The sequence below is a fragment of the Streptomyces sp. NPDC035033 genome (assembly GCF_040636735.1).
GTDB lineage: Bacteria > Actinomycetota > Actinomycetes > Streptomycetales > Streptomycetaceae > Streptomyces.
In genome coordinates this window covers 106,631-129,189 of record NZ_JBEZUZ010000002.1, presented here as the reverse complement: position 1 = coordinate 129,189, position 22,559 = coordinate 106,631, and the positions used below count along the sequence as shown (strand labels likewise).

Below are 22,559 nucleotides of genomic sequence, written 5' to 3'. Positions count from 1 at the left end.
CTGGGAACGGGCGCCGGAGTCGAGAGGTGGCACGGGTGGAGTCGGAGCCGTACGACCTGATCACCATGGGGCGGCTCGGCGTCGACCTCTACCCCCTCCAGAGCGGGGTCGGACTCGACCGGGTCGAGACCTTCCGGCGCTTCCTCGGCGGCTCCCCGGCCAACGTGGCCGTCGCCGCCGCCCGCCTCGGCCGCCGCACCGCCCTCGTCAGCCGCACCGGCGCCGACCCCTTCGGCGCGTACCTCCGGCGCGAGCTGAAGGAGTTCGGGGTCGACGCCCACTGGGTCACCGAGGTCCCCGACCACCCCACCCCCGTCACCTTCTGCGCCCTCTTCCCGCCCGACGACTTCCCCCTCACCTTCTACCGCCGCCCCAAGGCCCCCGACCTGGAGATCCACCCCGGCGAACTGGACCTCGACGCGGTCCGCGCCGCCCGCGTCCTGTGGACCACCGGCACCGGCCTCAGCGAGGAACCCAGCCGGGCCGCCACCCTCACCGCCCTGCGGGCCCGCTCCGGCCGCGCCCCCACCGTCCTCGACCTGGACTGGCGCCCCGCCTTCTGGCCCGACCCGGCCACCGCCCGCCCGCACTACGCCGAGGCCCTGCGGCACGCCACCGTCGCCGTCGGCAACGCCGAGGAGTGCGAGGTCGCCACCGGCGAACGCGACCCCGAGGCCGCCGCCCGCGCCCTCCTCGGCCTCCTCGCCCCCGGCACCCCCGGCGACCCCGCGGCCGTCCCGCTCGCCGTCGTCAAACGCGGCCCCGAGGGCGTCCTCGCCCTCGCCGCCGACGGGCGCCGCGCCGCCGTCCCCCCGCTGCCGGTCGACGTCGTCAACGGCCTCGGCGCCGGCGACGCCTTCGGCGGCGCCCTCGTCCACGGCCTCCTCGCCGGCCTCCCGCTGGAGGAGACCCTGCGCCGCGCGAACGCCGCCGGAGCCATCGTCGCCGGCCGCCTCGGCTGCGCCCCCGCCATGCCCGACGCCGCCGAGATCGACCGCGCCCTCGCCACCGGCTCCGGCACCCTCCCGCCGAAGGACCCCCGCACGTGACCACCCCCGGCCCCCGCCTCCACCTCCCCGCCGGGACCGCCGCCCGGGGCCCGTACGCCCTGGACGTCGACCCCGGCACCGCCGGATGGAGCCGTTCCGCGCTCCGCGTCCTCGACCTGCCGCCCGGCGCGGAACACACCTTCGACAGCGCGGATGCCGAATGGGTGGTGCTTCCCCTCGCCGGGGCCTGTACCGTGCGCGTCGACGGGGAGTTTTTCGAACTCGGGGGCCGCGAGAGCGCGTTCGCCTCCGTGACCGACTTCGTCTACGTACCGCGCGACGCCCACGCCCAGATCGCCTCCGGCGCGGGAGGCCGCTTCGCTTTGGCAGGAGCGAACTGCGAGCGACGACTCCCCGCCCGCTACGGCCCCGCGCCGGAGGTTCCCGTCGAGACCCGCGGCAGCGGCGGGACCACCCGCCTCGTACGGAACTTCGCCTCCGCCGACGCCTTCCCCTGCGACCGGCTGATCGCCGTCGAGGTGATCACCCCCGGCGGCCACTGGTCCTCCTACCCGCCGCACAAGCACGACGAGCACCGCCCCGGGACCGAGTCCGTCCTGGAGGAGATCTACTACTACGAGATCGCGGACCCGCGCGGCCGCGCCTACCAGCGGATCTCGCCCTCGCGGCCCGGCGGCGCCGACCTGCTCGCCGAGGTCCGGCACGGCGACGCCGTCCTCGTCCCCGACGGCTGGCACGGCCCCTCGATCGCCCAGCCGGGCCACGACCTCTACTACCTCAACGTCATGGCGGGACCCGGACCCGAGCGGGAATGGAAGATCAGCTTCCACCCGGACCACACGGAGGGATACGCATGAGGCTCACCGTGGCCCAGGCGCTCGTCCGCTTCCTCGCCGTCCAGTACGCCGAACGGGACGGCGAGCGGCACCGGCTCATCGCCGCCACCTGGGGCGTCTTCGGCCACGGCAACGTCGCCGGGGTCGGCCAGGCGCTGGTCGAGGAGGACGGCATGCCCTTCCACCAGGGCCGCAACGAACAGGCCATGGTGCACGCCGCCGTCGGCTACGCCCGCCAGTCGAACCGGCTCTCCGCGCACGCCGTCACCACCTCCATCGGCCCCGGTGCCACCAACCTCGTCACCGGCGCCGCCCTCGCCACGATCAACCACCTCCCGGTCCTCCTCCTGCCCGGCGACACCTTCGCCACCCGCCCCGCCGACCCCGTCCTCCAGCAGCTCCAGGTGCCGTACGCCGGCGACGTCTCCGTCAACGACTGCCTGCGCCCCGTCTCCCGCCACTTCGACCGGATCGTCCGCCCCGAGGCCCTGATCCCCGCCGCCCTGGAGGCGATGCGGGTCCTCACCGACCCGGCCGCGACCGGCGCCGTCACCCTCGCCCTCCCGCAGGACGTGCAGGCCGAGGCGTACGACTGGCCCGAGGAGTTCTTCGCCGAGCGGACCTGGCGGATCCGCCGCCCGCGCCCCGACCGGGCCGAACTGGACGCCGCCGCGCGGGCCGTGCGGGAGGCCGCCCGCCCCCTGCTCGTCGCCGGCGGCGGGGTCCGGCACAGCGCCGCCGAGGACGCCCTGCGGACCTTCGCCGAGCGCGCGGGACTGCCCGTCGCCACCACCCAGGCCGGCAAGGGCGCCCTCCCGCACACCCACCCGTGCGAGGTGGGCGGGCTCGGCCACACCGGCACCGCCACGGCGAACGACCTGGCCCGCGCCGCCGACCTGGTCATCGGCGTCGGCACCCGCTACACCGACTTCACCACCGCCTCCGGCACCCTCTTCGCCCCGGGAGCCCGCTTCCTCAACCTCAACGTCACCGGTTTCGACGCCCACAAGCAGGCCGCCCGGCTGCCGCTCGTCGCCGACGCCCGGGAAGGGCTCGCCGCCCTCACCGAGGCCCTCGGCGACCACCCGCCGCGCCCGTTGACCTGGGCCTCCGCGAAGGCCGCGTGGGAACGCCGGGTGGACGCCGCCCACGCGGCCCCCGACGAGACCGCCCGCCCCACCCAGGTCCAGGTCCTCGGCGTGCTCGACACCCTGGTCGACACCACCGACATCCTGATCAACGCCGCCGGCTCGCTCCCCGGCGACCTCCACAAGCTGTGGCGGACCCGCTCCCGCGACCAGTACCACGTCGAGTACGGCTACTCCTGCATGGGCTACGAGATCCCCGCCGCGATCGGCGTCCTCCTCGCCGCCCCCGGCCGGCCCGTCTGGGCGCTCGTCGGGGACGGGACGTACCTGATGAATCCCACCGAGATCGTCACCGCCGTCCAGGAGCGGCTGCCGCTGAGGCTGATCGTCCTCCAGAACCACGGGTACGCCTCCATCGGCGGACTCTCCGAGGCGGTCGGCGGCGAGCGGTACGGCACCGACTACCGCTTCCGGGACGCCGACGGACGCTTCACCGGCCCCCCGCTCCCCGTCGACCTCGCGGCCAACGCGGCCTCCCTCGGGATGCGGGTGCTGCGCCCCCGCACCATCCGTGACCTGCGGGAAGCCCTCGCGGACGCCCGGAGCGCCACGGATCCCACATGTGTCTACGTCGAGACCGAAACGGCAGACAGTGTGTCGGGCGCGCCCCCGGCGCAGGCGTGGTGGGATGTGCCCGTGGCCGAGACCTCGACCCGCCCGTCGGCGGTCAAGGCCCGCGAGGAGTACGACCGGCACGTCACCGCCCGGCGCCGCCATCTCTGAAGGCCCTGAAGGAGTAACTCGTCATGACGAAGAGCGTCCACCACTGGATCGGTGGCAAGACCGTCGAGGGCACGTCGGGCAACTGGGGCCCGGTCACCGACCCGGCCACCGGTGCCGTCACCACCCGGGTCGCCCTCGCCTCGGCGGAGGAGGTCGACGCGGCCGTCGCCGCCGCGAAGGACGCCTTCGCCACCTGGGGCACCTCCTCGCTGGCCCAGCGCACCACGATCCTCTTCAAGTTCCGCGCGCTGCTCGACGCCAACCGCGACGCCATCGCCGAGCTGATCGTCGCCGAGCACGGCAAGGTCCACTCCGACGCGCTCGGCGAGGTCGCCCGCGGCCTGGAGATCGTCGACCTGGCCTGCGGCATCACCACCCAGCTCAAGGGCGAGCTGTCCACCCAGGTCTCCAACCGCGTGGACGTGGCGTCGATCCGCCAGCCCGTCGGCGTCGTCGCCGGCATCACGCCCTTCAACTTCCCGGCCATGGTGCCGATGTGGATGTTCCCGATCGCCATCGCGACCGGCAACACCTTCGTCCTCAAGCCCAGCGAGAAGGACCCCTCGCCGTCCCTGAAGATCGCCGAACTGCTCGCCGAGGCCGGCCTGCCGGACGGCGTCTTCAACGTCGTCCACGGCGACAAGGTCGCCGTCGACCGCCTCCTGGAGCACCCGGACGTCGCCGCGATCTCCTTCGTCGGCTCGACCCCGATCGCCAAGTACATCCACACCACCGCCTCCGCCAACGGCAAGCGCGTCCAGGCGCTCGGCGGCGCCAAGAACCACATGCTGGTCCTCCCGGACGCCGACCTCGACGCCGCCGCCGACGCCGCCGTCTCCGCCGCGTACGGCTCCGCCGGCGAGCGCTGCATGGCGATCTCCGCCGTCGTCGCCGTCGGCGCCGTCGGCGACGAGCTGGTCGAGAAGATCCGCGAGCGCGCCGAGAAGATCAAGATCGGTCCCGGCACCGACCCGACCTCCGAGATGGGCCCGCTCATCACGGCCGCCCACCGCGACAAGGTCGCCTCCTACGTCACCGGCGCCGAGGCCGAGGGCTGCACGGTCGTCCTCGACGGCACCGGGTACACCGTCGAGGGCCACGAGAACGGCCACTGGATCGGCCTCTCCCTCCTGGACCACGTGCCCACCACGGCCCAGGCCTACCGGGACGAGATCTTCGGCCCGGTCCTGTGCGTGCTGCGCGCCGAGACGTACGAGGAGGGCCTCGCCCTCATCAACGCCTCGCCGTTCGGCAACGGCACCGCGATCTTCACCCGCGACGGCGGCGCCGCCCGCCGCTTCCAGCTGGAGGTCGAGGCCGGCATGGTCGGCGTCAACGTGCCGATCCCGGTGCCGGTCGGCTACCACTCCTTCGGCGGCTGGAAGGACTCGCTCTTCGGCGACCACCACATCTACGGCAACGACGGCGTGCACTTCTACACCCGCGGCAAGGTCGTCACCACCCGCTGGCCCGACCCGGCCGACGCCCCCGCCGGCGTCGACCTGGGCTTCCCGCGCAACCACTGACCCGGCGCCGGAACACGGGACGGCCCCCGGGACGCGGAGCACCGCGCCCCGGGGGCCGTCGGGCGTGCGCCCCGCCCCCTCAGGCGGGCGGGGCGAAGGACCAGGCGCGGATCGCGCACACGCCCTCGTCGGCCGCGCCCGCCGCGCGGTAGGTCGCCAGGGCCGGGCCGTTGTCGGTGTCCACCGGGACCCAGACGCCCGCGCAGCCGCGCCGCCGGGCCGCCGCCACGAGCGCTTCCGCGAGGGCCCGGCCGAGGCCGCGGCGGCGGTACGGCCCGTCGACGCCCAGCTCGTACAGGCAGAGTTCGGCGCCCTTGTCCGGATGGACCATCTCGACGCCCGTCACGAAGCCGGCGGGGGTGCCGTCGGCCGCGTACCCGATCAGCATCAGGTGACCGGGGGAGGCGAGGAAGCGCTCCGCCCACTCCGGCCGCGCCGGACCGTCGTACAGGTGCTCCGCGGCGAGGAGTTCGGCCACCGTCCGGGCCGGCCTGATCTCGAAACCGCCCGCTCCGCCCATGCCGCCTCCAGGTCCCCGCGTACCGCGACCGCTGTACGCGGACCGTACCGCGTACGACTCCAGGAGGCCGCGGAACTCCGTCCGGGGGCCGCCCCCGCGCACGGCCGGCCCGCCTACGCTCGGGGGCATGCGACTCCGACTTCCCCGGTGGGCCGCGGCCACCGCCGCCCTCGCCGTCCTCGCGGGCGCGGGCGCCTGGACCGCCGCCGCGCTGGACGACCCGCCGCCCGTCCACCGCGAGGACCGGGCCCTCACCCTCGACGGGGTGCGGATCGACACCTCGTACTTCACCGCCGGCGGGGGCGGACGGCGGCCCGCCGTGCTCGTCGGGCACGGCTTCGGCGGCTCCAAGGACGACGTCCGGGCCCAGGCGGAACGGCTCGCCCGGGACGGTTACGCCGTGCTCACCTGGTCCGCGCGCGGCTTCGGCGCCTCCGGGGGAAGGATCGGGCTCAACGACCCCGACCACGAGGTGAAGGACGTGCGGCGGCTGATCGACTGGCTCGCCGCCCGGCCCGAGGTGCTGCTCGACGGAAAGGGCGACCCGCGCGTCGGCGTCACCGGCGCCTCCTACGGCGGCGCGATCTCCCTCCTCGCCGCCGGCCACGACCCGCGCGTCGACGCGATCGCCCCGCAGATCGCCTACTGGAACCTCGCCGACGCCCTCTTCCCCGCGGGCGTCCACAAGAAGCTGTGGTCCGGCATCCTCTTCTCGATGGGCACCGGACCGGGCGGCGACGCCTGCGGCCGGTTCGCGCCCGAGGTCTGCGCCCTCAAGGACCGCGTCGCCGTCTCCGGCGTGCCGGACGCCGGGGCCCGCGCGCTCCTGGAGGCCCGCAGCCCCTCCGCCGTCGGCGACCGGATCAAGGTCCCCGCCCTGATCGTCCAGGGCCAGACCGACTCCCTCTTCACCCTCGACCAGTCCGACGCCATGGCCCGCGCCCTCGCCGCCAACGGCGCCCCGGTGGCGGTCGACTGGGCCGCCGGCGGCCACGACGGCGGCGACCGCGAGGCCGGGCGCGTCGAGGACCGGATCGGCGCCTGGTTCGACCGCTGGCTGAAGCGGGACGCCTCCGTCGACACCGGCCCCGCCTTCCGGGTCAGCCGCACCGGCGGCGTCGACTCCACCGACGGCCGCGCCACCCTCCGCGCCGCCACCGCCGACCGCTACCCGGGGCTCCGCGAGGGCACCCGCGACCTCGCCCTCGCCGGGCCGCCGCAGCGCTTCACCAACCCGGCGGGCGGCGCCCCGCCCGCCCTCTCCGCCGTCCCCGGCCTCGGCGGCGGCCTCTCCGGCCTCTCCTCCTCCCTCGGCGTGGGCCTCGCCCTCGACTTCCCCGGCCAGCACGCCCGCTTCGACGCGGCCCCGCAGACCGCGCCGCTCCGGATCACCGGCACCCCGACCGTCCGCGTCAAGGTCACCTCCACCGCCGCCGACGGCTCCGCCGTCCTCTTCGCCAAGGTGTACGACGTAGGGCCCGACGGGCGTCAGCAGGTGCTGCCCGCCCAGCTCGTCGCCCCGGTCCGCGTCGAGGACGCCGCGAAGGGCCGGCCGGTCACCCTGACCCTGCCCGCGATCGACCACGAGGTGGAGGCCGGCCACCGGCTCCGGCTCGTCGTCTCCGCCACCGACCTCGGCTACGCCTCCCCGGCCGCCACCGCCGGCTACACCGTCGCCGTCGAGGGCCCCCTCACCGTGCCCACCGCCCCCGCCGTCGCCACCCAGGCCGCCGCCCTGCCCCGGTGGGTGTGGGGTCTGCCGCTCGCCGGCCTCGCCGTCGCCGCCGCGCTCCTGCTGACCGCCCGCCGCCGCACGGCGACCCCGGCCCCGGACCCCGGACTCGCCGCCGTGCCCCTCCAGATCACCGGCCTGTCGAAGAAGTACAAGGGCGGCGAGCGGTACTCGGTCCGCGAGCTCTCCTTCCGCGTCGAACAGGGCCAGGTCCTCGGCCTCCTCGGCCCCAACGGGGCGGGGAAGACCACCACCCTGCGCATGCTGATGGGCCTGATCACCCCCGACGAGGGCGAGATCCGCGTCTTCGGCCAGGCGATCCGCCCCGGCGCCCCGGTCCTCTCCCGCGTCGGCTCCTTCGTCGAGGGCGCCGGTTTCCTGCCGCACCTCACCGGCCGGGAGAACCTGGAGCTGTACTGGAAGGCCACCGGCCGCCCCGCCGAGGACGCCCACCTCGACGAGGCCCTGCGCATCGCCAACCTGGGCGGCGCCCTCGAACGGGCCGTCCGCACCTACTCGCAGGGCATGCGGCAGCGGCTCGCCATCGCCCAGGCCATGCTCGGCCTGCCCGACCTCCTCATCCTCGACGAACCCACCAACGGGCTCGACCCGCCGCAGATCCGCGAGATGCGGGAGGTGATGATCCGGTACGCGGCCGGCGGCCGCACCGTCATCGTCTCCAGCCACCTCCTCGCGGAGGTCGAGCAGTCCTGCACCCACCTCGTCGTCATGGACCGCGGGCGGCTCGTGCAGGCCGGGCCGGTCGCCGAGATCACCGGCGCCGGCGACACCCTGCTCGTCACCCTCGCCGCGCCCGTCCCCGACGCGCTCGTCGAGAAGGTCGCCGTCCTGCCGGGCGTCGCCTCCGCCGTCCGCGCCGAGGACGGCCTCCTCGTCCGCCTCGACGCCCCCGCCGACGCGACCGCGCTGATCGGCGACCTCGTCCGCCTGGACGTCCCGCTGACCGGGGTCGGCCCGCACCGACGCCTGGAGGACGCCTTCCTGACCCTGATCGGAGGATCCGCATGACCGCGACGGCCACCGGCCCCCGCCCCGGACCCGGCTCCGGTCCCGAGGCCCTCGCCCCCGGCTACCGCCCCGGCCGCACCCTGCCGCTGCGCGTCGAGGCCCTGCGCCAGTGGAAGCGCCGCCGCACCCTGGTGATGGCCGGGGTGCTCGCCGCCCTGCCGTTCGTCCTGATCGTGGCCTTCGCCATCGGCGGCCCCGACGCCGACGACCGCGGCGGCCGGATCACCCTCATCGACACGGCGACCGCCTCGGGCGCCAACTTCGCGGCGACCTGCCTCTTCGTCTCGGCCGGTTTCCTCCTCGTCATCCCCGTGGCGCTGTTCTGCGGCGACACCGTCGCCTCCGAGGCCGGCTGGTCCTCGCTCCGCTACCTGCTGGCCGCCCCGGTCCCGCGCTCCCGGCTGCTCGCCGCCAAGCTGACGGTCGCGCTCGGCTACAGTGCCGCGGCGCTCTTCCTCCTCCCGCTCCTCGCCCTCGCCGCCGGCACGGTCGCCTACGGCTGGGGCCCGCTCCAGCTGCCCGCCGGCGGCTCGCTCCCGGCGGGGGAGTCCGTCCTCCGCCTGGGCATCGCCACGGCCTTCGTCCTCGTCTCCCAACTGGTCACCGCGGGCCTCGCCTTCTGGCTCTCGACCCGCACCGACGCCCCGCTCGGCGCGGTCGGCGGAGCCGTCGGCCTGACCATCGTCGGCAACGTCCTGGACGCGGTCACCGCCCTCGGCGACTGGCGCGACCTCCTCCCCGCGCACTGGCAGTTCGCCTGGATCGACGCCCTCCAGCCCCGGCTGGAGTGGGGCGGCATGATCCAGGGCTCGGCGGTCTCCGTCACCTACGCCCTGGTCCTCTTCGCCCTCGCCTTCCGGGGCTTCGCCCGCAAGGACATCGTGTCGTAGACCCCGGCCCGCCCGGTCTCACAACCACCCCCTCCGAGGGGGGGGGGGGGCCCCCGCCGCCGGCGGGCCGGGGCGCCCCGCCGCGCCCCCCGCCCCCCCCCCCCGCCCCCCGCCCGCGCCGCCGGGCACGCGGCTCGTCGTCCCCAGGGCGGCCAGCAGCTCGCCCACCCGCCGGCTGTACGTCCGCCCCGACATGCCCAGCCGGGCCGCCGCCGCCTCGTCCGTCAGCCCCGACAACAGGGCCTCCAGGACCGGCCGCAACTGCTCCGGCGGCCCGCTCGCCGGCCGGGGCGGCGGGACGCGCCCCAGCTCCTCGGCCGCCGCCCAGAAGGCGTGGTGCGCCCGCACCAGGGCCTGCACCACCACCGGGTCCCGGATCAGCAGCAGCCCGTTGTACAGCAGCTCCAGATCGAGCGGGACCGCCGCCACCGTCCGGTCCACCACGATCAGCTTGAACGGGATCGCGTCGGCGCACCGCGCCCGCCCGGGTATCCGCGGCCCGTCCTCCAGCCGGGGCAGCGCGTGCCGGGGCACGATCCGCCGCACCTCCCCGGCCCGCTCCGCCGCCGCGCGCATGCACGCTCCCGCCAGCTCCAGGAACGGCTCGGGGATCGCGCGGTCCGCCGAGGCCACCGGATCGTCGAAGGTCAACAGCTCGTACCGGGTCGAGGCGGCCAGCCCGGCGAGCGCCGCGCTGATGCGCCGCGCGCCCCGGACCGGGCGCCCCGCCGGCCGCTGTCCCTCGGTCGCGGCCCGGTTCATCGCCGAACGGGCGAGCACCACGGAGCCCGCGCTCTCTGCCACCGCTGACCACCCCCGCCCGATCGATGTCCACTCCATGTACTCATGCGAATCCGCACGGTGACAACCCCTGTGGACAAACCTGGCGTCTCCATGCCACTGCCCCCCCGTTCCGGTCTCCGTTGCCACATCGAGATCCATCCGCAACTCCTTCGCGGGGTCCGCGGAGCCCGTCCGTTCGTCACAGTCGCAGGAGCCGGGCGCGGCTCCCGCCGAGCCCGGCGCCGACCCGCGCCCGGAACGAGTTCCGTACAGAAACGGGGAGTCGACCATGAAACGACCTCAGGGACCGAGGAGGATCCGCGCCGCCGTCCTCGCCGGGACGCTCGCCGCCGGCCTCGTCCTCGCCGGCTGCTCCGGCGGCACGGCGGAGCGGACGTCGGGCGACCGCGGGAAGGCCGCGCCGCTGCTCCCCGACGGGAGCCGCACCGCCGCGCCGTCCCCGGCCGACGGGGCCACGGACGCGCCCGAGGGCGAGCAGCGGGCCCCGAGCCGGGCCCCCGACTACCTCTCCACCTTCGCCCTCGACGTCGACACCGCCTCCTACGGCTACGCCCGCCGCGCGCTCGCCGAGGGCCGGCTGCCCGACGCCTCGACCGTGCGCCCCGAGGAGTTCGTCAACAGCTTCCGCCCCGACTACCCGCGCCCCGCCGACGACGGCTTCAGCGTCACCGTGGACGGCGCCCGCACGGGGGCCGAGGGGTGGTCGCTGGTCCGGGTCGGGCTCGCCACCCGGGAGGCGGACCGCGCCGGCGAACGCCCGCCCGCCGCCCTCACCTTCGTCGTCGACGTCTCCGGCTCGATGAGCGGGCCCGGCCGCCTCGGCCTCGTCCAGCACTCCCTGCGGCTCGCCGCCGAGGAGCTCCGCGACGACGACTCGGTCGCCCTGGTCGCCTTCAGCGACGGGGCCGAGACCCTGCTGCCGATGACCCGGCTCGGAGACGCCCGCGAGCGGGTCCGCGAGGCCGTCGACTCGCTCGCCGTCCGCTCCTCCACCAACCTGGAGGCCGGCCTGCGCACCGGCTACGACGTCGCCGCCGAGGGACACCGGAAGGGCGCCGTCAACCGGGTCGTGCTGCTCTCCGACGCCCTCGCCAACACCGGCGAGACGTCCGCCGACGCCCTCCTCGGCCGCGTCGAGGAGCAGCGCAGGGAGCACGGCATCACCCTCTTCGGGGTGGGCGTCGGCAGCGAGTACGGCGACGCGCTGATGGAACGTCTCGCCGACCGGGGCGACGGCCAGACCACGTACGTCTCCACCCAGGAGCAGGCCCGCAAGGTCTTCGTCGACCAGCTGCCCGCCCAGGTCGAGCTGCGCGCCCGGGACGCCAAGGCGCAGGTCGCCTTCGACCGGGCGACCGTGGAGCGGTTCCGGCTGATCGGGTACGAGAACCGCGCGGTCGCCGACGAGGACTTCCGCGACGACCGGGTCGACGGCGGCGAGGTCGGCGCCGGTCACACCGTCACCGCCCTGTACGCGGTGAAGACCCGACCGGGCGCGAGCGGCCGGATCGCCACCGCCACCGTCCGCTGGCTCGACCCCGAATCCCGCTCCCCGCAGGAGCGTTCGGGCACCGTCGAGTCCGGCGCGCTGCACGCCGGGCTCTGGGGGACCGGTCACGACAGCCTGCAACTCTCGGCGATCTCGGCCTACTTCGCGGAGGCGCTGCGCGGCGGTTCGCTGCCGGGCGCGCCGCGCCTCGCCGAACTGGCCGCGTACGCCGACGGGATCCGGGGCCGCTCCGGCTCCGCGGTGGTCGGGGAGCTCGCCGACGCGGTGCGCCAGGCGGACCGGCTGATGGGCGAACAGCCCGCCCCGGAGGGTGAGTTCACCTCCGCCGACCCGTACGCCTGAGCCGTCGGGCCCGGACGCACCGGCCCGTGCGTCCGGGCCTGCCAGTCCCCGCCACGCGCGCGTGGCGGGAGCCGGCGGAGGGGAACGGGCCCCTCCGCCGGAGGGGCGGGCATCATGACCCCATGGCCACCCTGCTGCTCGCCCTCGCCGTCGGAAGCACCGGCCTCTACGCCGGTTTCCTCCTCGTCTTCCTCACCGGGATCATGCCCGCCCTGGGCCGCCTCTCCGACGCCGCGTTCGTCACCGCGATGCGCCGCGTGAACGAGGCGGTGCCCAGGGCGGTCTTCATGACCGTCTTCCTCGCCTCCGCCGTCCTCCCCGTGGCCGCCTACCTGGTGCCGGTGGACGGCCGGACCGGCGCGCAGCGCTGGCTGGTGCTCGCCGGATTCGTCTGCGCGGTCCTCAACCACCTGGTCACCGTCGTCGGCAACGTCCCCCTCAACACCGCGCTCGCCGCCGCCGAGGGGCCCGACGAGGACCCGGCCGCGAGCCGCGCCGCCTTCGAGCCGCGCTGGAACGCCTACCACCGGATCCGTACGGCCCTGATCCTCGCCGCCTTCGGTCTGCTCACCGCGGCAGCCGTCGGCTGAACCCGCGGCCGCCGCCGGCCGGGCCGGGCGCCCGCGCCGGCCGGCCCGGGCCCGGCGGGGAAACCGACCGGGGGGTCCGCTTGGCTCCGAGGATGGCGCGATCTCGTCGAAGATCACCCCCTCCGCATCCGAAGGGAACCTTCAAAACCAAACTACCGAGTCCGAAACATGCTGCTGGCATGCATCGACTTCCGGCCTCTGGCCGAAAGGTGCCGTCCTTATATCCCCTCAAAGAGGGTGAATGAGCCCGATTTCAGGGACCCGGATTCCAGACCTTCCGGTTTCTTATTGACATGACACGGGGGGTCTTTTTTTAATCAACCCAGGATCCGCCTGCGCACACACCGAGGGGGCATCGTGGACGTCCACATCCTGGGGGGACTGTCGGTCCGTGAGAACGGGGTCTCGATCGCCCCGACCGCGGCCGCGCCGCGCCAGGTGCTCGCGCTGCTCACCGCCTTCGCGGGCCAGGTCGTCCCCGTCACCGTCCTCACCGAGGAGCTGTGGCCCTCCGGCGCCCCCCGCGGCGCGCGGACCGAACTCGCGACCCACATAGCCGAGCTGCGCGCCCTCATCGCCCGCGCCCTCCACGCGTCCGAGGCGGACGGCGTGCCGGGCGGCTGGGCCGAGCGGCGCACCGCCGACGCGGTCCTCGTCTCGCTCCCCGGCGGCTACCGGCTCGACACCGGCGGCGGCGTCCACGACATCGGACAGTTCGAGCGCGCGGCCGGCGCCGGCTACCGCGCCATGGACGCCGGCGACCTGACCCGCGCCTCGCTGCGGCTCGGCGAGGCCCTCGCCCTCTGGCGCGGCGAGCCCTACGCGGGCGTGGCGGCGGGCCCCTGCCTCCTCCGCGAGATCGAGCGGCTGGAGTGCGCCCGGCTCAGCGTCCTCGACCAGTGGGTCGAGGCCCAGCTCGGCCTCGGCCGGCACGAGGAGATCCTCTCCGAACTCCCCGGCCTCGCCGCCCGCTACGCCACCAACGAACCCCTCCAGGCCCACCTCATGGTCGCCCTGCTCCGCTGCGGCCGCCACGAGGAGGCCCTCGCCGTCTACGAGCGGCTGCGCGCGACCCTCCACCGGGAGACCGGCATGGAGCCCTCCGCTCGCCTCCGCAGGCTCCAGCACTCGGTCCTCGCCCTCCGCCACACGCGCGTGGGCGCCGCCGGCCGGGCGTCCCGCCCCGGCTCCTTCGCCGGGGGCGTCTTCGGGGACGGAGCCGGACACGGGACCGGGTACGGATCCCCCGCCGCGCCCGCCGACGGGACGCCGACCGTCACCTGGTACGGCTCCGCCCTGCCGCGCGTCCCCGTCCAGCAGCAGCCCGGCCGCGCCGAACCGGTGACGACGGGCGTGGCCGTCGCCGTCTGACGCCCCGTCGGCTCTCCCGGTGGCGGGAACCCGACCTCGGGGAATGAAGTGCCGCACGTCACCGTTGACCCGCTCCCGGGACCGAATTAGTTTCGGCCGTCAGGACGGGTTTCCTCCGAGGTGCCCGATTTAAGCTCGACGACGGGGGTGGGGCCATGGAGACGCACGACGCCGACGCGGGCGCCGACGCGCTGCTCGCGGTCCTGGAACTGCTCGCCGGGCAGGGCCCGCCCGGCCAGTTCGAGACCCTGCTCGACGAGGCCCGGCTCGCCGGACTCGACGAGGCCGGACTCGGCAGGCTGGAGCGGGCCGTCACCCTCGCCCGCTCCCTCCACGACGAGCGCGCCGCGGACCGCGCCCGGGCCGCCCACAGCGGCGCCTCCCTCGCCGTCCTCACCGACACCGCGCGCGATCTGACGCTCAGCTACGACCTGGACGGCCTGCTCCGGATCGTCACCCGCCGGGCCCGCCACCTCCTCGGCCTCGACATGGCGTACGTGACCCTCCGCGGCCCCGAAGGGGCCTGCTACATCCGCGTCACCGAGGGCTCCCGCACCGGCGGGGACACCGGCGACGCCGCGGGACCCGGGCTCAGCGTGGGACTGCGCATCGGCACCGGCAACTGCCTCGGCGGCGTCGTCCAGCGCGCCGGCGAACCCGTCTGGACCCCCGACTACCCGGCCGACGAGCGGTTCTCCAACGGCGAGGCGCCCGACCCGGCCGCCGCGCTCGACGGCGCCGAGGTCGTCGACCCCGGGGACGAGGCCGTCCGCGCCGAGGGACTGCGCGCCATCGTCGCCGTACCGCTCCGCAGCGGGGACTCCGTCATCGGCGCCCTCTTCGGCGCCGACCGCCGGGTCCGCGACCACACCCCGCAGGAGATCGCCCTGCTCGGCGCCCTCGCCGACCTGGCCGCCCTCGCCGTCGAGAAGGCCGGCCTCCTCGACCGCACCCGCGCCGAACTCCTCGAACTGGAACGGGACAGCGCGCGCGTGCGCACCAGCCTCGCCCGGATGCGGCACGTCAGCGAGGCCCACGGCCGGATCATGAACCTGGTCCTCGCCGGCGGCGACCTCCCGCACGTCGCCAAGGCCGCCGGCGACGCCCTCGACGCCACCGTGATGGTCCGCGACCCCGGCGGCCGCCGCCTCGCCGCCAGCGACGACTTCCCCGGCCTCGACGAGGACGCCGTCGCCAAGGCGTCCCTCGACGCCCACGCCCGCCGCCGCCCCGTCCCCGCCGCCGACTCCGTCTGGGTCGCCCCCGTCATCGCCGGCTCCGAGGACCTCGGCGGCCTGGTGGTCCGCGCCGAGGGCGGCCTCACCGACGAGGACGAACGGCTCCTCGAACTCGTCGCCCAGTCCGTCGCCCTGCTCCTCCTCATGCAGCGCTCCACCGCCGTCGCCGAGGGACCCGTCCGCGACGAACTCCTCGACGACCTCATCGCCGACCCGCCGCACGCCCCGCAGCAGATCGCCCGGCGCGCCCGGCGCCTCGGCGTGGACCTGCGCAAACCGCACGTCCTCGTGGTCGCCCGGCCGGAGGGCGGCGAGCAGGGCCGGGCCGTGGTCTGGGCGTCCTCGTACGCGTACCGCCTCTCCGGCCTCAAGACCGTGCAGGGCGGCTGCATCGTGCTGCTGCTTCCCGGCGTGGACGCCTCCGCCGCGGCCTCCGCCGTCTCCGAGGAGCTCACCCCGCTCCTCGGCCACCCCGTCTCCGTCGCCGCCGCCGGCCCCGGCGGCAGCCCCGACGCCGTCGGACCGCTCTACGCGGAGGCCCTGCGCTGCCTCGACGCGATGAGCGCCCTCGGCGGCACGGGCTCCGCCGCCGCCGTCGCCGACCTCGGCTTCCTCGGGATGCTGCTCTCCGACGACCACGACGTGGACGGCTTCGTGGAGAACGCGATCGGACCCGTCCTCGACTACGACGCCGAACGGCTCACCGACCTCACCCGCACCCTGGAGGCGTACTTCGCCTCCGGCTCCAGCCCCACCAACGCGGCCGAGGCCCTGCACGTCCACCCCAACACGGTCTCCCGCCGCCTGGAGCGCATCGGCGAACTCCTCGGACCCTCCTGGCAGAAGCCCGGCCAGGTCCTGGAGGTCCAGCTCGCCCTGCGGCTCCAGCGCACCCGCGAGGTCCTGGCCCGCCGCCGCGCCGCCACCGCCCCGCCCCGCCCCGCGGCCGGCCCCGCAGACTGACCCCGCCCCGCGCGCGTACGTCACGGAAACCGGTGCGCACCCGCCACGCGCGCGTGCGCGAGGCCGCCCGCCCGCGGACCGCGGACGGGCGCCCCCGGCGGGAAGGGGTCAGCCGGCCGCGCGGCCCGTGCCGTACCCCGCCGCCTCCCACGACGCCCCCAGCACCGTCGCCGTGTGCGCCGCCGACGCCAGCGTGATGTGCCGGTGCCAGCCCCGGTACGAGCGGCCCACGAAGTCCCGCAGCCCCGCCTCCTCGCCGACCGCGGCGAAGTCCCGGTCCACCCGCTGCGCCAGCTTCGTCAGCCGCAGCAGCGAACCGACGGTCGCCTGCGTCAGATCGCTGATCCACACCCGGGCCGGACCCCGGCGCGGGTCGTCCCACTCGCCGAGGAGCATCAGCGGCCGCATCCGCTCCCCGCCGGGGGAGGGCAGCGCGACCCGCACGGCGGTGGCCAGCGAGGTCCGCGAGGTCCGCGCGCCGCCGACCGTGTCCACCCAGCTCACCGGCCTGCGCAGTCCCTTCAGGGACTCCAGTATCTGCGCCGCCGGCAGCGGGCCCGCGCCGAAGCCGGGCAGCGAGCGGTCCGCGATCGCCAGCCGCGAACCGGTCCCGATCCGCGCCACCACCGGCACCCCGGCCGCCGCGAGCCGGGACAGCGCCGCCCGGCCCGCGCCGCCCCGGATGTCGAGGAGCACCGGCTTGCGGGTGATGTCGGTCCAGCGGGCGGTGTCGAGCGCCGCGGAGACCGCGCACTCCTCCAGCGTCTCCTCGGCGGCCTCGTCGGGGACCTCCGCGCGGTCGCGCCGCGTGCGGTCCTTCACCCACGGATCCGGCAGGAACAGCCGCCAGTTGACCGGCGCGCTCAGCTCCTCGCCCGCGAACCACACGCCGAACGCCTGCTGGCCCTGGAAGACCTGCCCGCGCTCCGGGTCGAAGCGCCGGTCGACGCCCACCGAGTGCTCGCCTGCCTTCGGGATCGGCATCGGCCGCACCACCCACGCCTGCGGGTGCCCGCCGCGCTCCAGGAACCGCCCGAGCGAGGCCCGCATCGGCTGCCAGTCCCAGGTGGAGCTGGAGATGAAGTGGTGCAGGCTCTGCTCGGCCGCCGGACCGCCGATCTGCGCGGCGATGTTCCGGATCGACTTGCGGCCCTGCGCGGTCAGCAGCCCGTGGAGGTACTGCTCGGCCTTCATCCGCTGGTCGCGGCGGGCGAAGCCGGAGAAGAGGGCGGAGGTCAGCTCGGTGTAGACGTCCTCGCCGGGACGCGGGGCGGCGGCCCGGGGCAGGGCGCGGACCCGGGGCCGCGGCACGGTCGGCGGGACGGCCACGCCGGCCGGCCCGCGCTTGATTGCGACGGATGTACTCACGACACTCCTGCCCGTCCTGCCCGAAGGATGCGCAGCTGCCTCCCGCTGCCCCTCCACGGTCGCCCGTCACCACCCCTCCCGACGAGGTGGACCCGGCACCCGAAACGGCCGCCTGATGGTGGCCGGACCACCGCCCCGCCCCTGACCTGCGCTTCCGGCCCGCGCGGAGGGGCCGCGACGGCCCCCGGAACCGGCCCCCGGAGGCCCCCGGGAGGCTCCGCGCACCCCCTCCCGGGGCCGGGACGGTGGTCCGGCCACCTCCCCTCCGCCGGGACCGGGGTGGCCGGTACTCACCCTCGGGGCGACCGGTTCCGGACAGCTCCCGGACGCCTCGCAGGGGAACTGACAGACTCGCCGGACGGGCTTTGACCCGTCGCGCTCCGTCGCCGGACCATCGCGGAGCGAGGCGACACGGGCAGGCCCGGTTAATGCCCCAGGCCGGGACCGCGCCCGTGCGCCTCGCTCCGACGGCTCCCCCGTACCCTGGAGCCGTGATGTCGCGCGGTCCGCTGCCGGTCGCCCTGGCGGTCTCCGCGGGGGGCGCGATCGGCGCTGCCGCGCGCTACGGGGCCTCGCTCCTGTGGCCCGTCCCGGGCGCCGGCTTCCCCTGGACGGTCCTCCTCGTCAACGTCTCGGGCTGCGCCCTGCTCGGCGTCCTCATGGTGCTGTTCACCGAGACCCGCGCCGCCCCGCACCCGCTCCTGCGGCCCTTCCTCGGCACCGGGTTCTGCGGCGGGTTCACCACCTTCTCGACCTACGCGCTCGACACCCAGCGGCTGCTGGACGCGGGCCACACGGCGCGCGGGCTGCTCTGCCTCGGCGGGACGCTCCTCGCCGCCCTGGCCGCCGTCGGGGCCGGGACCGCCGCCGCGCGCGGCCTCGTCCGCGACCGGGCGGAGCCCGCGTGAACTGGCTGCTCGTCGTCGCCGGCGCCGCCGTCGGCGCGCCGCTGCGCTGGTACGCGGACCTCGCCGCGAGGAGGCGCTTCGGGCCGGGCTTCCCCTGGGGCACCCTGGCGGTGAACGTCGCCGGCTCCCTCGCCCTCGGCCTGGTGGCGGGCCTGGCCTCGGCGCGGGCCCAACTGTTCCTCGGCACCGGCCTGTGCGGCGCCCTCACCACGTACTCGACGTTCTCGTACGAGACGCTGAAGCTGTACGAGGACGGCGCGAAGGCCCGCGCCGTCCTCTACGTGCTGGTCAGCCTGGCCGCTGGGCTCGGAGCCGTCTGGCTCGGCGTGGCGGCCGGGCGGTGACCGGGGGAGCGCTCAGGCGGTGATCCAGTCGCTGGTGGCGATCACCGGCTGGACGCCGTCGCGGTGCACGGTGCCCTCGATGAGGCCGTACATGCGGTCCGCCGCGAAGTACACCTCGTTGTCGTTCTTCAGGCCGAAGGGCTCCAGGTCCACCAGGAAGTGGTGCTTGTTCGGCAGGTTGAGCCGCACCTCGTTGACCGTCGGCACGTGGTCCAGGACCCGGCAGGCCATCGCGTGCAGGGTCTGCTGGAGCGAGTAGCTGTACGTCTCCGCGAACGCCTCCAGCATGTGGCGGCGGGCCTTGGCGTACGAGCGGTCCCAGTCGTGCTCCGGATCCGCCGCCGCCGTGGCCGAGTTGGCCCAGCGGGCGGTGACCTTGGTGGCCAGGATCCGGTCGTAGGCCTCCTGGAGCGTCGTGTACTCGTCCTTGATGAAGCCGTGGAACTCGGAGTTGGTCGAGTTCATCACCGTCAGGTCCTTCAGCCCGGACAGCACCTGGAGGCCGGTGGTCTCGCTGTAGGTGACCTGCGCGGTGCGCACCTCCTGGCCCTTGCGGACGAAGGAGTGCTGCTCCTTGCGGGTCGGGACCGGGATCCGCTCCCAGGCGAACTCCTCGACGCGGATCTGCGCCTCGCGGATCACCGACTGGGAGGTCACGAAGTGCTTCGCGAGGAGGATCGCGAACGCCTCGGGGGAGGCGATGCCGTGCTCCTTGGCGAAGGCGTAGACCGTGTTCTTGGTGGTGTCGGTCGGCAGGCAGTTGGCGTTGTCGCCGGTCAGGTGGACGTCGCGGTACTCGCCGCGCAGCGCCACCGACACGTTCAGGTCGCGGATCTCGTGCCAGGCGCCGTCCTCGCCGCCCTTGCGGGCGATCCTGACGATGCGGTTCTCGGCCTTGCCGTACTGGTTCTGGGCCAGGACGTGCTTGCTCATGCGGTTCAGCTCCTGCGGGTACGCGGATACGGATATCCCGTACGCCCGGCGTCCAGCGCGCCCGCGTCCCGCGGTGGTGCGCTCCCCGCCGTCCGGCCCGTGAACGGCGGACCGCCCCGGGACTGACGAGCATCCCGGTCCGTAGGTGTGGCTCGAAGATAAGTGGCTTCCAGGTGACTGGCAATGGGGGAGGCCCGCGGGGCCCGCCCGTACGGGACGCGCCGGGGCGGGCATTCGCCGCGTCAGGGGCATACCGGCGCCGGCCGCGGGCCGGCGGGCGGGCTCAGCAGGGCAGCACCCGGGTCTCGACCGCGGGGAGGCCCTTCGCCCACCAGTGGTCGTACCGGCCGTACACCCGCGGGTCGCGGTCGGCGAGCAGTCTCCCCAGCGACGCCGCCTCGGCCGCGAGCCCGTCCCAGTCGCCGGCCGTCAGCGGGTGGAAGGCCGCCGCCTCGATCCCGCCCCCGACCGGCCGCCAGGCCCCGGCGACGTACCCGTCGACCAGGAGCGTCGGCAGCACGTCGCCGTTGACCCGTATGACGTGCTTGCGGTGGGCGGCCGGGACGATCCGGCCGCGGTCCGCGTACGCCAGCAGGGTGCTGTCCCACATCGCCATCAGCCGGGGCGGGGCCGGCGTGTCGCCGTCCGGGCGGGCCGCCCCCGGCAGGTCGTACAGGACCGTCCCGTCCGGGCCCGCGAGCACCTCCGCCTCGTCGCCGAGCGCCGCCAGGGCCGCCCGCGCCCGGCCGCGCTGCACCAGGGCGAACCGGGCCAGGTCCGCCGCCGACGCGGGGCCGAAGCCCGCGAGGTAGCGGCGGGCCAGCGCCTTCAGGCCCTCGGCGGCCGTCTCCGGGTCCGTCCCCACCGGCTCGGGGCCGGCCGCGACGAGATCGGGGGAGGTGCCGTACTGCCACGGCGGGCCGTCCGGCACGTGCCACAGCGGCGCGTACTGCCGCAGCAGCCGCCACGCCGTGGGGGTGAGGCTCCCGCCGCCCCAGAGCTCCTCCGCCCGCGCCCGCAGCACTTCCCCGCGCCGGGGCCAGGCGGCGCGGGCCAGGAGCTCCGGCAGCAGCGCGTCCGCGTCCTCCGGCATGATCCCGGTCTCCGTGAACCTCCGGTCCCGCAGCCGGCTCCCGCGCAGCGTCGGCTCCACCGCCGCCCGGAACGGCGGGTAGTCCTCGACGTGCACCAGGTGCAGGGTGATCCGCATCAGCGTCGAGCGGACCAGCCGGAACCCCTCGACCGCCGCGTCCAGTCCGGCGGGATCGAACTCCGCGATCCGGTTCCACAGCGCCACGTACGGCGAGCCGGGGAGCTGCGCCTGGAGCGCCACCACCCGCCGGACCGCCTCCTCGACGCCGACCGGCTCACGGGCCAGCAGCAACTGGCGGGCGAGCGTGGCCCGGTTGAGGGCGCGGGCGGTGAGGACGGGCGGGGGCGGCGCGGTCGCGGTCATGGCTCCGATTGTGGCGCGGGGGTCCGACAACGGGCCCCGCGCCGCCTCCAGGGCGGGCCGGCGAGGGAGCCCGCCCCCGCCGTCCGGTCACTGCTCGCGCAGCCCCCACGGGGACCCGTACGCGGTGAGGAGGTCCAGGAAGGGGCGCGGGTCGAGGGCCTCGGGGCCGAGGACGCCCGCGCCGGACCAGACGCCGGTGGCGAGCAGTTCCAGCGCGACGACCGGGTTGACGGCGGTCTGCCAGACCACGGCCTGCGAGCCGTACTCGCGCATCGACCACTCGTTGTCGACCACGTGGTACAGGTACACCTCGCGCGGCGCCCCGTCCTTGACGCCCTTCACCCAGGTGCCCGCGCAGGTCTTGCCGCGCATCCGGTCGCCGAGCGCGGCCGGGTCGGGCAGGCAGGCCGCGACCACGTCGCGCGGGGAGACCCGCGTCCCGTCCGGGAGCGTCACCGGCTCCGTGCGGTCGAGCCCCACCCGGCGCAGCTCCTTCAGGGTCCGGATGAAGTCCTCGCCGAGGCCGTACTTGAAGGTCACCCGGCGGGCGTCCACCCAGCGGGGGATCAGCAGCACCTCCTCGTGCTCCACGTTGACGCACTCCACCGGCCCGATGCCCTCGGGGAAGTCGAAGACCTCCGGCTCGCTGAACGGCGGCGTGGTGAACCAGCCGCGGTCCGCCTCCCAGACCACCGGCGGGTTCAGGCACTCCTCGATCGTCGTCCAGATGGAGAACGAGGGCGCGAAGCCGTGGCCTTCGACGGTGAGGTTCGCGCCGTCGCGGACGCCGATCTCCTCGATGGTGTCGAAGAGTTCCTCGGCGGCGTAGCGGGCGAAGACGTCCGACAGGCCCGGCTCGACGCCGAGGCCGACGAGCGCCAGCCGGCCCGCCTCCTCCCACTCCGCGGCCCGCTCGAACTGGGCGTCGCCGAGCTTCACCCCGCACTCCTCGTACGGGCGTTCCGGGTGCGGCCGGGACAGCGACATCGCCATGTCGAGGTAGTGCGCGCCGGCGGCCAGCGCCGCCTCGAAGAGCGGCATCACGAACCGCGGATCGGTCGCGTTGAGGAGCACGTCGCAGCGCTCGCGTTCGAGGAGCGCGGTGACCGCCTCCCGGTCGGCGGCGTCGATCCGGGCGGCGCCGAACCGGCCGCCGGCCTCCCCGCCGAGCGCGGCGACGGCCGCCTCCGCCCGGGACGGGTCGTGGTCGGCCACCACCATGTGGTCGAAGAAGGAGCGGCGGGCGGCGATCCGGGTGACGGCGGTCCCCACGCCACCGGCCCCGACGAGCAGGATGCGCATAACCGATAAACCAGCT

At 75.5% G+C, this 22,559-nt stretch carries 18 protein-coding genes; 12 read left to right on the top strand and 6 right to left on the bottom strand.

Features of this window, described 5'->3' with window-relative positions; genetic code table 11:
- The first annotated feature begins 65 nt into the window (after window positions 1-65).
- The 4 genes from iolC to mmsA are packed head-to-tail and all read left to right on the top strand — an operon-like array spanning window position 66 to window position 5,243.
- Window positions 66-1,049, top strand: a complete 984-nt coding sequence (gene iolC, locus AB0E83_RS01975) for a 5-dehydro-2-deoxygluconokinase (RefSeq protein WP_362104612.1) — start codon at window positions 66-68, stop codon at window positions 1,047-1,049.
- Complete coding sequence (iolB, locus tag AB0E83_RS01970; protein ID WP_362104443.1) at window positions 1,046-1,867, top strand: 5-deoxy-glucuronate isomerase; 822 nt, start codon at window positions 1,046-1,048, stop codon at window positions 1,865-1,867. The genes iolC and iolB overlap by 4 nt, the downstream gene beginning before the upstream one ends.
- Complete coding sequence (gene iolD / locus AB0E83_RS01965) at window positions 1,864-3,717, top strand: 3D-(3,5/4)-trihydroxycyclohexane-1,2-dione acylhydrolase (decyclizing) (protein ID WP_362104441.1); 1,854 nt, start codon at window positions 1,864-1,866, stop codon at window positions 3,715-3,717. The genes iolB and iolD overlap by 4 nt, the downstream gene beginning before the upstream one ends.
- Window positions 3,718-3,740: 23 nt before the next feature.
- Window positions 3,741-5,243, top strand: coding sequence for a CoA-acylating methylmalonate-semialdehyde dehydrogenase (mmsA, locus tag AB0E83_RS01960; protein WP_362104439.1), 1,503 nt, complete (start codon window positions 3,741-3,743; stop codon window positions 5,241-5,243).
- Between the two features lie 79 nt (window positions 5,244-5,322).
- Here mmsA and AB0E83_RS01955 read toward each other — a convergent pair whose 3' ends face one another.
- Complete coding sequence (locus tag AB0E83_RS01955) at window positions 5,323-5,763, bottom strand: GNAT family N-acetyltransferase (RefSeq protein WP_362104437.1); 441 nt, start codon at window positions 5,761-5,763, stop codon at window positions 5,323-5,325.
- 127 nt (window positions 5,764-5,890) lie between these two features.
- Between AB0E83_RS01955 and AB0E83_RS01950 the strand changes: the two genes are divergently transcribed.
- Both AB0E83_RS01950 and AB0E83_RS01945 read left to right on the top strand, forming a co-directional pair.
- Window positions 5,891-8,524 (top strand): alpha/beta fold hydrolase, encoded by a 2,634-nt coding sequence (locus AB0E83_RS01950; protein ID WP_362104435.1) that lies wholly within the window; start codon window positions 5,891-5,893, stop codon window positions 8,522-8,524.
- On the top strand, window positions 8,521-9,414 hold the full coding sequence (locus AB0E83_RS01945) for an ABC transporter permease (RefSeq protein ID WP_362104433.1): 894 nt from the start codon (window positions 8,521-8,523) through the stop codon (window positions 9,412-9,414). The genes AB0E83_RS01950 and AB0E83_RS01945 overlap by 4 nt, the downstream gene beginning before the upstream one ends.
- An 18-nt stretch (window positions 9,415-9,432) precedes the next feature.
- On the opposite strand, the gene AB0E83_RS01940 is transcribed toward AB0E83_RS01945, so the two are convergent.
- Window positions 9,433-10,218, bottom strand: a complete 786-nt coding sequence (locus AB0E83_RS01940) for a DNA-binding response regulator (RefSeq protein WP_362104431.1) — start codon at window positions 10,216-10,218, stop codon at window positions 9,433-9,435.
- Between the two features lie 268 nt (window positions 10,219-10,486).
- Here AB0E83_RS01940 and AB0E83_RS01935 point away from each other — a divergent pair, with 268 nt between their 5' ends.
- The 4 genes from AB0E83_RS01935 (at window position 10,487) to AB0E83_RS01920 (ending at window position 16,232) form a co-directional block, all read left to right on the top strand.
- Entirely contained in the window at window positions 10,487-12,070 is a 1,584-nt protein-coding gene (locus AB0E83_RS01935) for a von Willebrand factor type A domain-containing protein (protein ID WP_362104429.1), read from the top strand.
- 122 nt (window positions 12,071-12,192) lie between these two features.
- The gene (locus tag AB0E83_RS01930; RefSeq protein ID WP_362104427.1) at window positions 12,193-12,660 is read left to right on the top strand and encodes an anthrone oxygenase family protein; all 468 of its coding nucleotides are present in this window, start codon (window positions 12,193-12,195) and stop codon (window positions 12,658-12,660) included.
- 357 nt (window positions 12,661-13,017) lie between these two features.
- Complete coding sequence (locus tag AB0E83_RS01925) at window positions 13,018-14,031, top strand: AfsR/SARP family transcriptional regulator (RefSeq protein ID WP_362104425.1); 1,014 nt, start codon at window positions 13,018-13,020, stop codon at window positions 14,029-14,031.
- A 155-nt stretch (window positions 14,032-14,186) separates the two neighbouring features.
- A complete protein-coding gene (locus AB0E83_RS01920) occupies window positions 14,187-16,232 on the top strand; it encodes a helix-turn-helix domain-containing protein (protein WP_362104423.1) in 2,046 nt (681 codons plus the stop codon).
- A gap of 108 nt (window positions 16,233-16,340) precedes the next feature.
- Here AB0E83_RS01920 and AB0E83_RS01915 read toward each other — a convergent pair whose 3' ends face one another.
- The gene (locus AB0E83_RS01915; protein ID WP_362104421.1) at window positions 16,341-17,600 is read right to left on the bottom strand and encodes a transposase; all 1,260 of its coding nucleotides are present in this window, start codon (window positions 17,598-17,600) and stop codon (window positions 16,341-16,343) included.
- A 494-nt stretch (window positions 17,601-18,094) separates the two neighbouring features.
- Between AB0E83_RS01915 and crcB (AB0E83_RS01910) the strand changes: the two genes are divergently transcribed.
- Window positions 18,095-18,508: a fluoride efflux transporter CrcB gene (gene crcB, locus AB0E83_RS01910; protein ID WP_362104609.1), complete on the top strand. Its 414-nt coding sequence runs from the start codon at window positions 18,095-18,097 to the stop codon at window positions 18,506-18,508.
- Window positions 18,505-18,852, top strand: coding sequence for a fluoride efflux transporter CrcB (gene crcB, locus AB0E83_RS01905; protein WP_362104420.1), 348 nt, complete (start codon window positions 18,505-18,507; stop codon window positions 18,850-18,852). The genes crcB (AB0E83_RS01910) and crcB (AB0E83_RS01905) overlap by 4 nt, the downstream gene beginning before the upstream one ends.
- A 12-nt stretch (window positions 18,853-18,864) precedes the next feature.
- Here the strand turns inward: crcB (AB0E83_RS01905) and pucL are convergent, their stop codons facing one another.
- The 3 genes from pucL to AB0E83_RS01890 all read right to left on the bottom strand — a co-directional run bounded on the left by pucL (window position 18,865) and on the right by AB0E83_RS01890 (window position 22,543).
- Window positions 18,865-19,785, bottom strand: a complete 921-nt coding sequence (gene pucL, locus AB0E83_RS01900) for a factor-independent urate hydroxylase (protein ID WP_362104418.1) — start codon at window positions 19,783-19,785, stop codon at window positions 18,865-18,867.
- Between the two features lie 283 nt (window positions 19,786-20,068).
- On the bottom strand, window positions 20,069-21,241 hold the full coding sequence (locus AB0E83_RS01895) for a winged helix DNA-binding domain-containing protein (protein WP_362104416.1): 1,173 nt from the start codon (window positions 21,239-21,241) through the stop codon (window positions 20,069-20,071).
- A gap of 87 nt (window positions 21,242-21,328) precedes the next feature.
- A complete protein-coding gene (locus AB0E83_RS01890; RefSeq protein ID WP_362104607.1) occupies window positions 21,329-22,543 on the bottom strand; it encodes a saccharopine dehydrogenase C-terminal domain-containing protein in 1,215 nt (404 codons plus the stop codon).
- Between the last annotated feature and the right edge of the window lie 16 nt (window positions 22,544-22,559).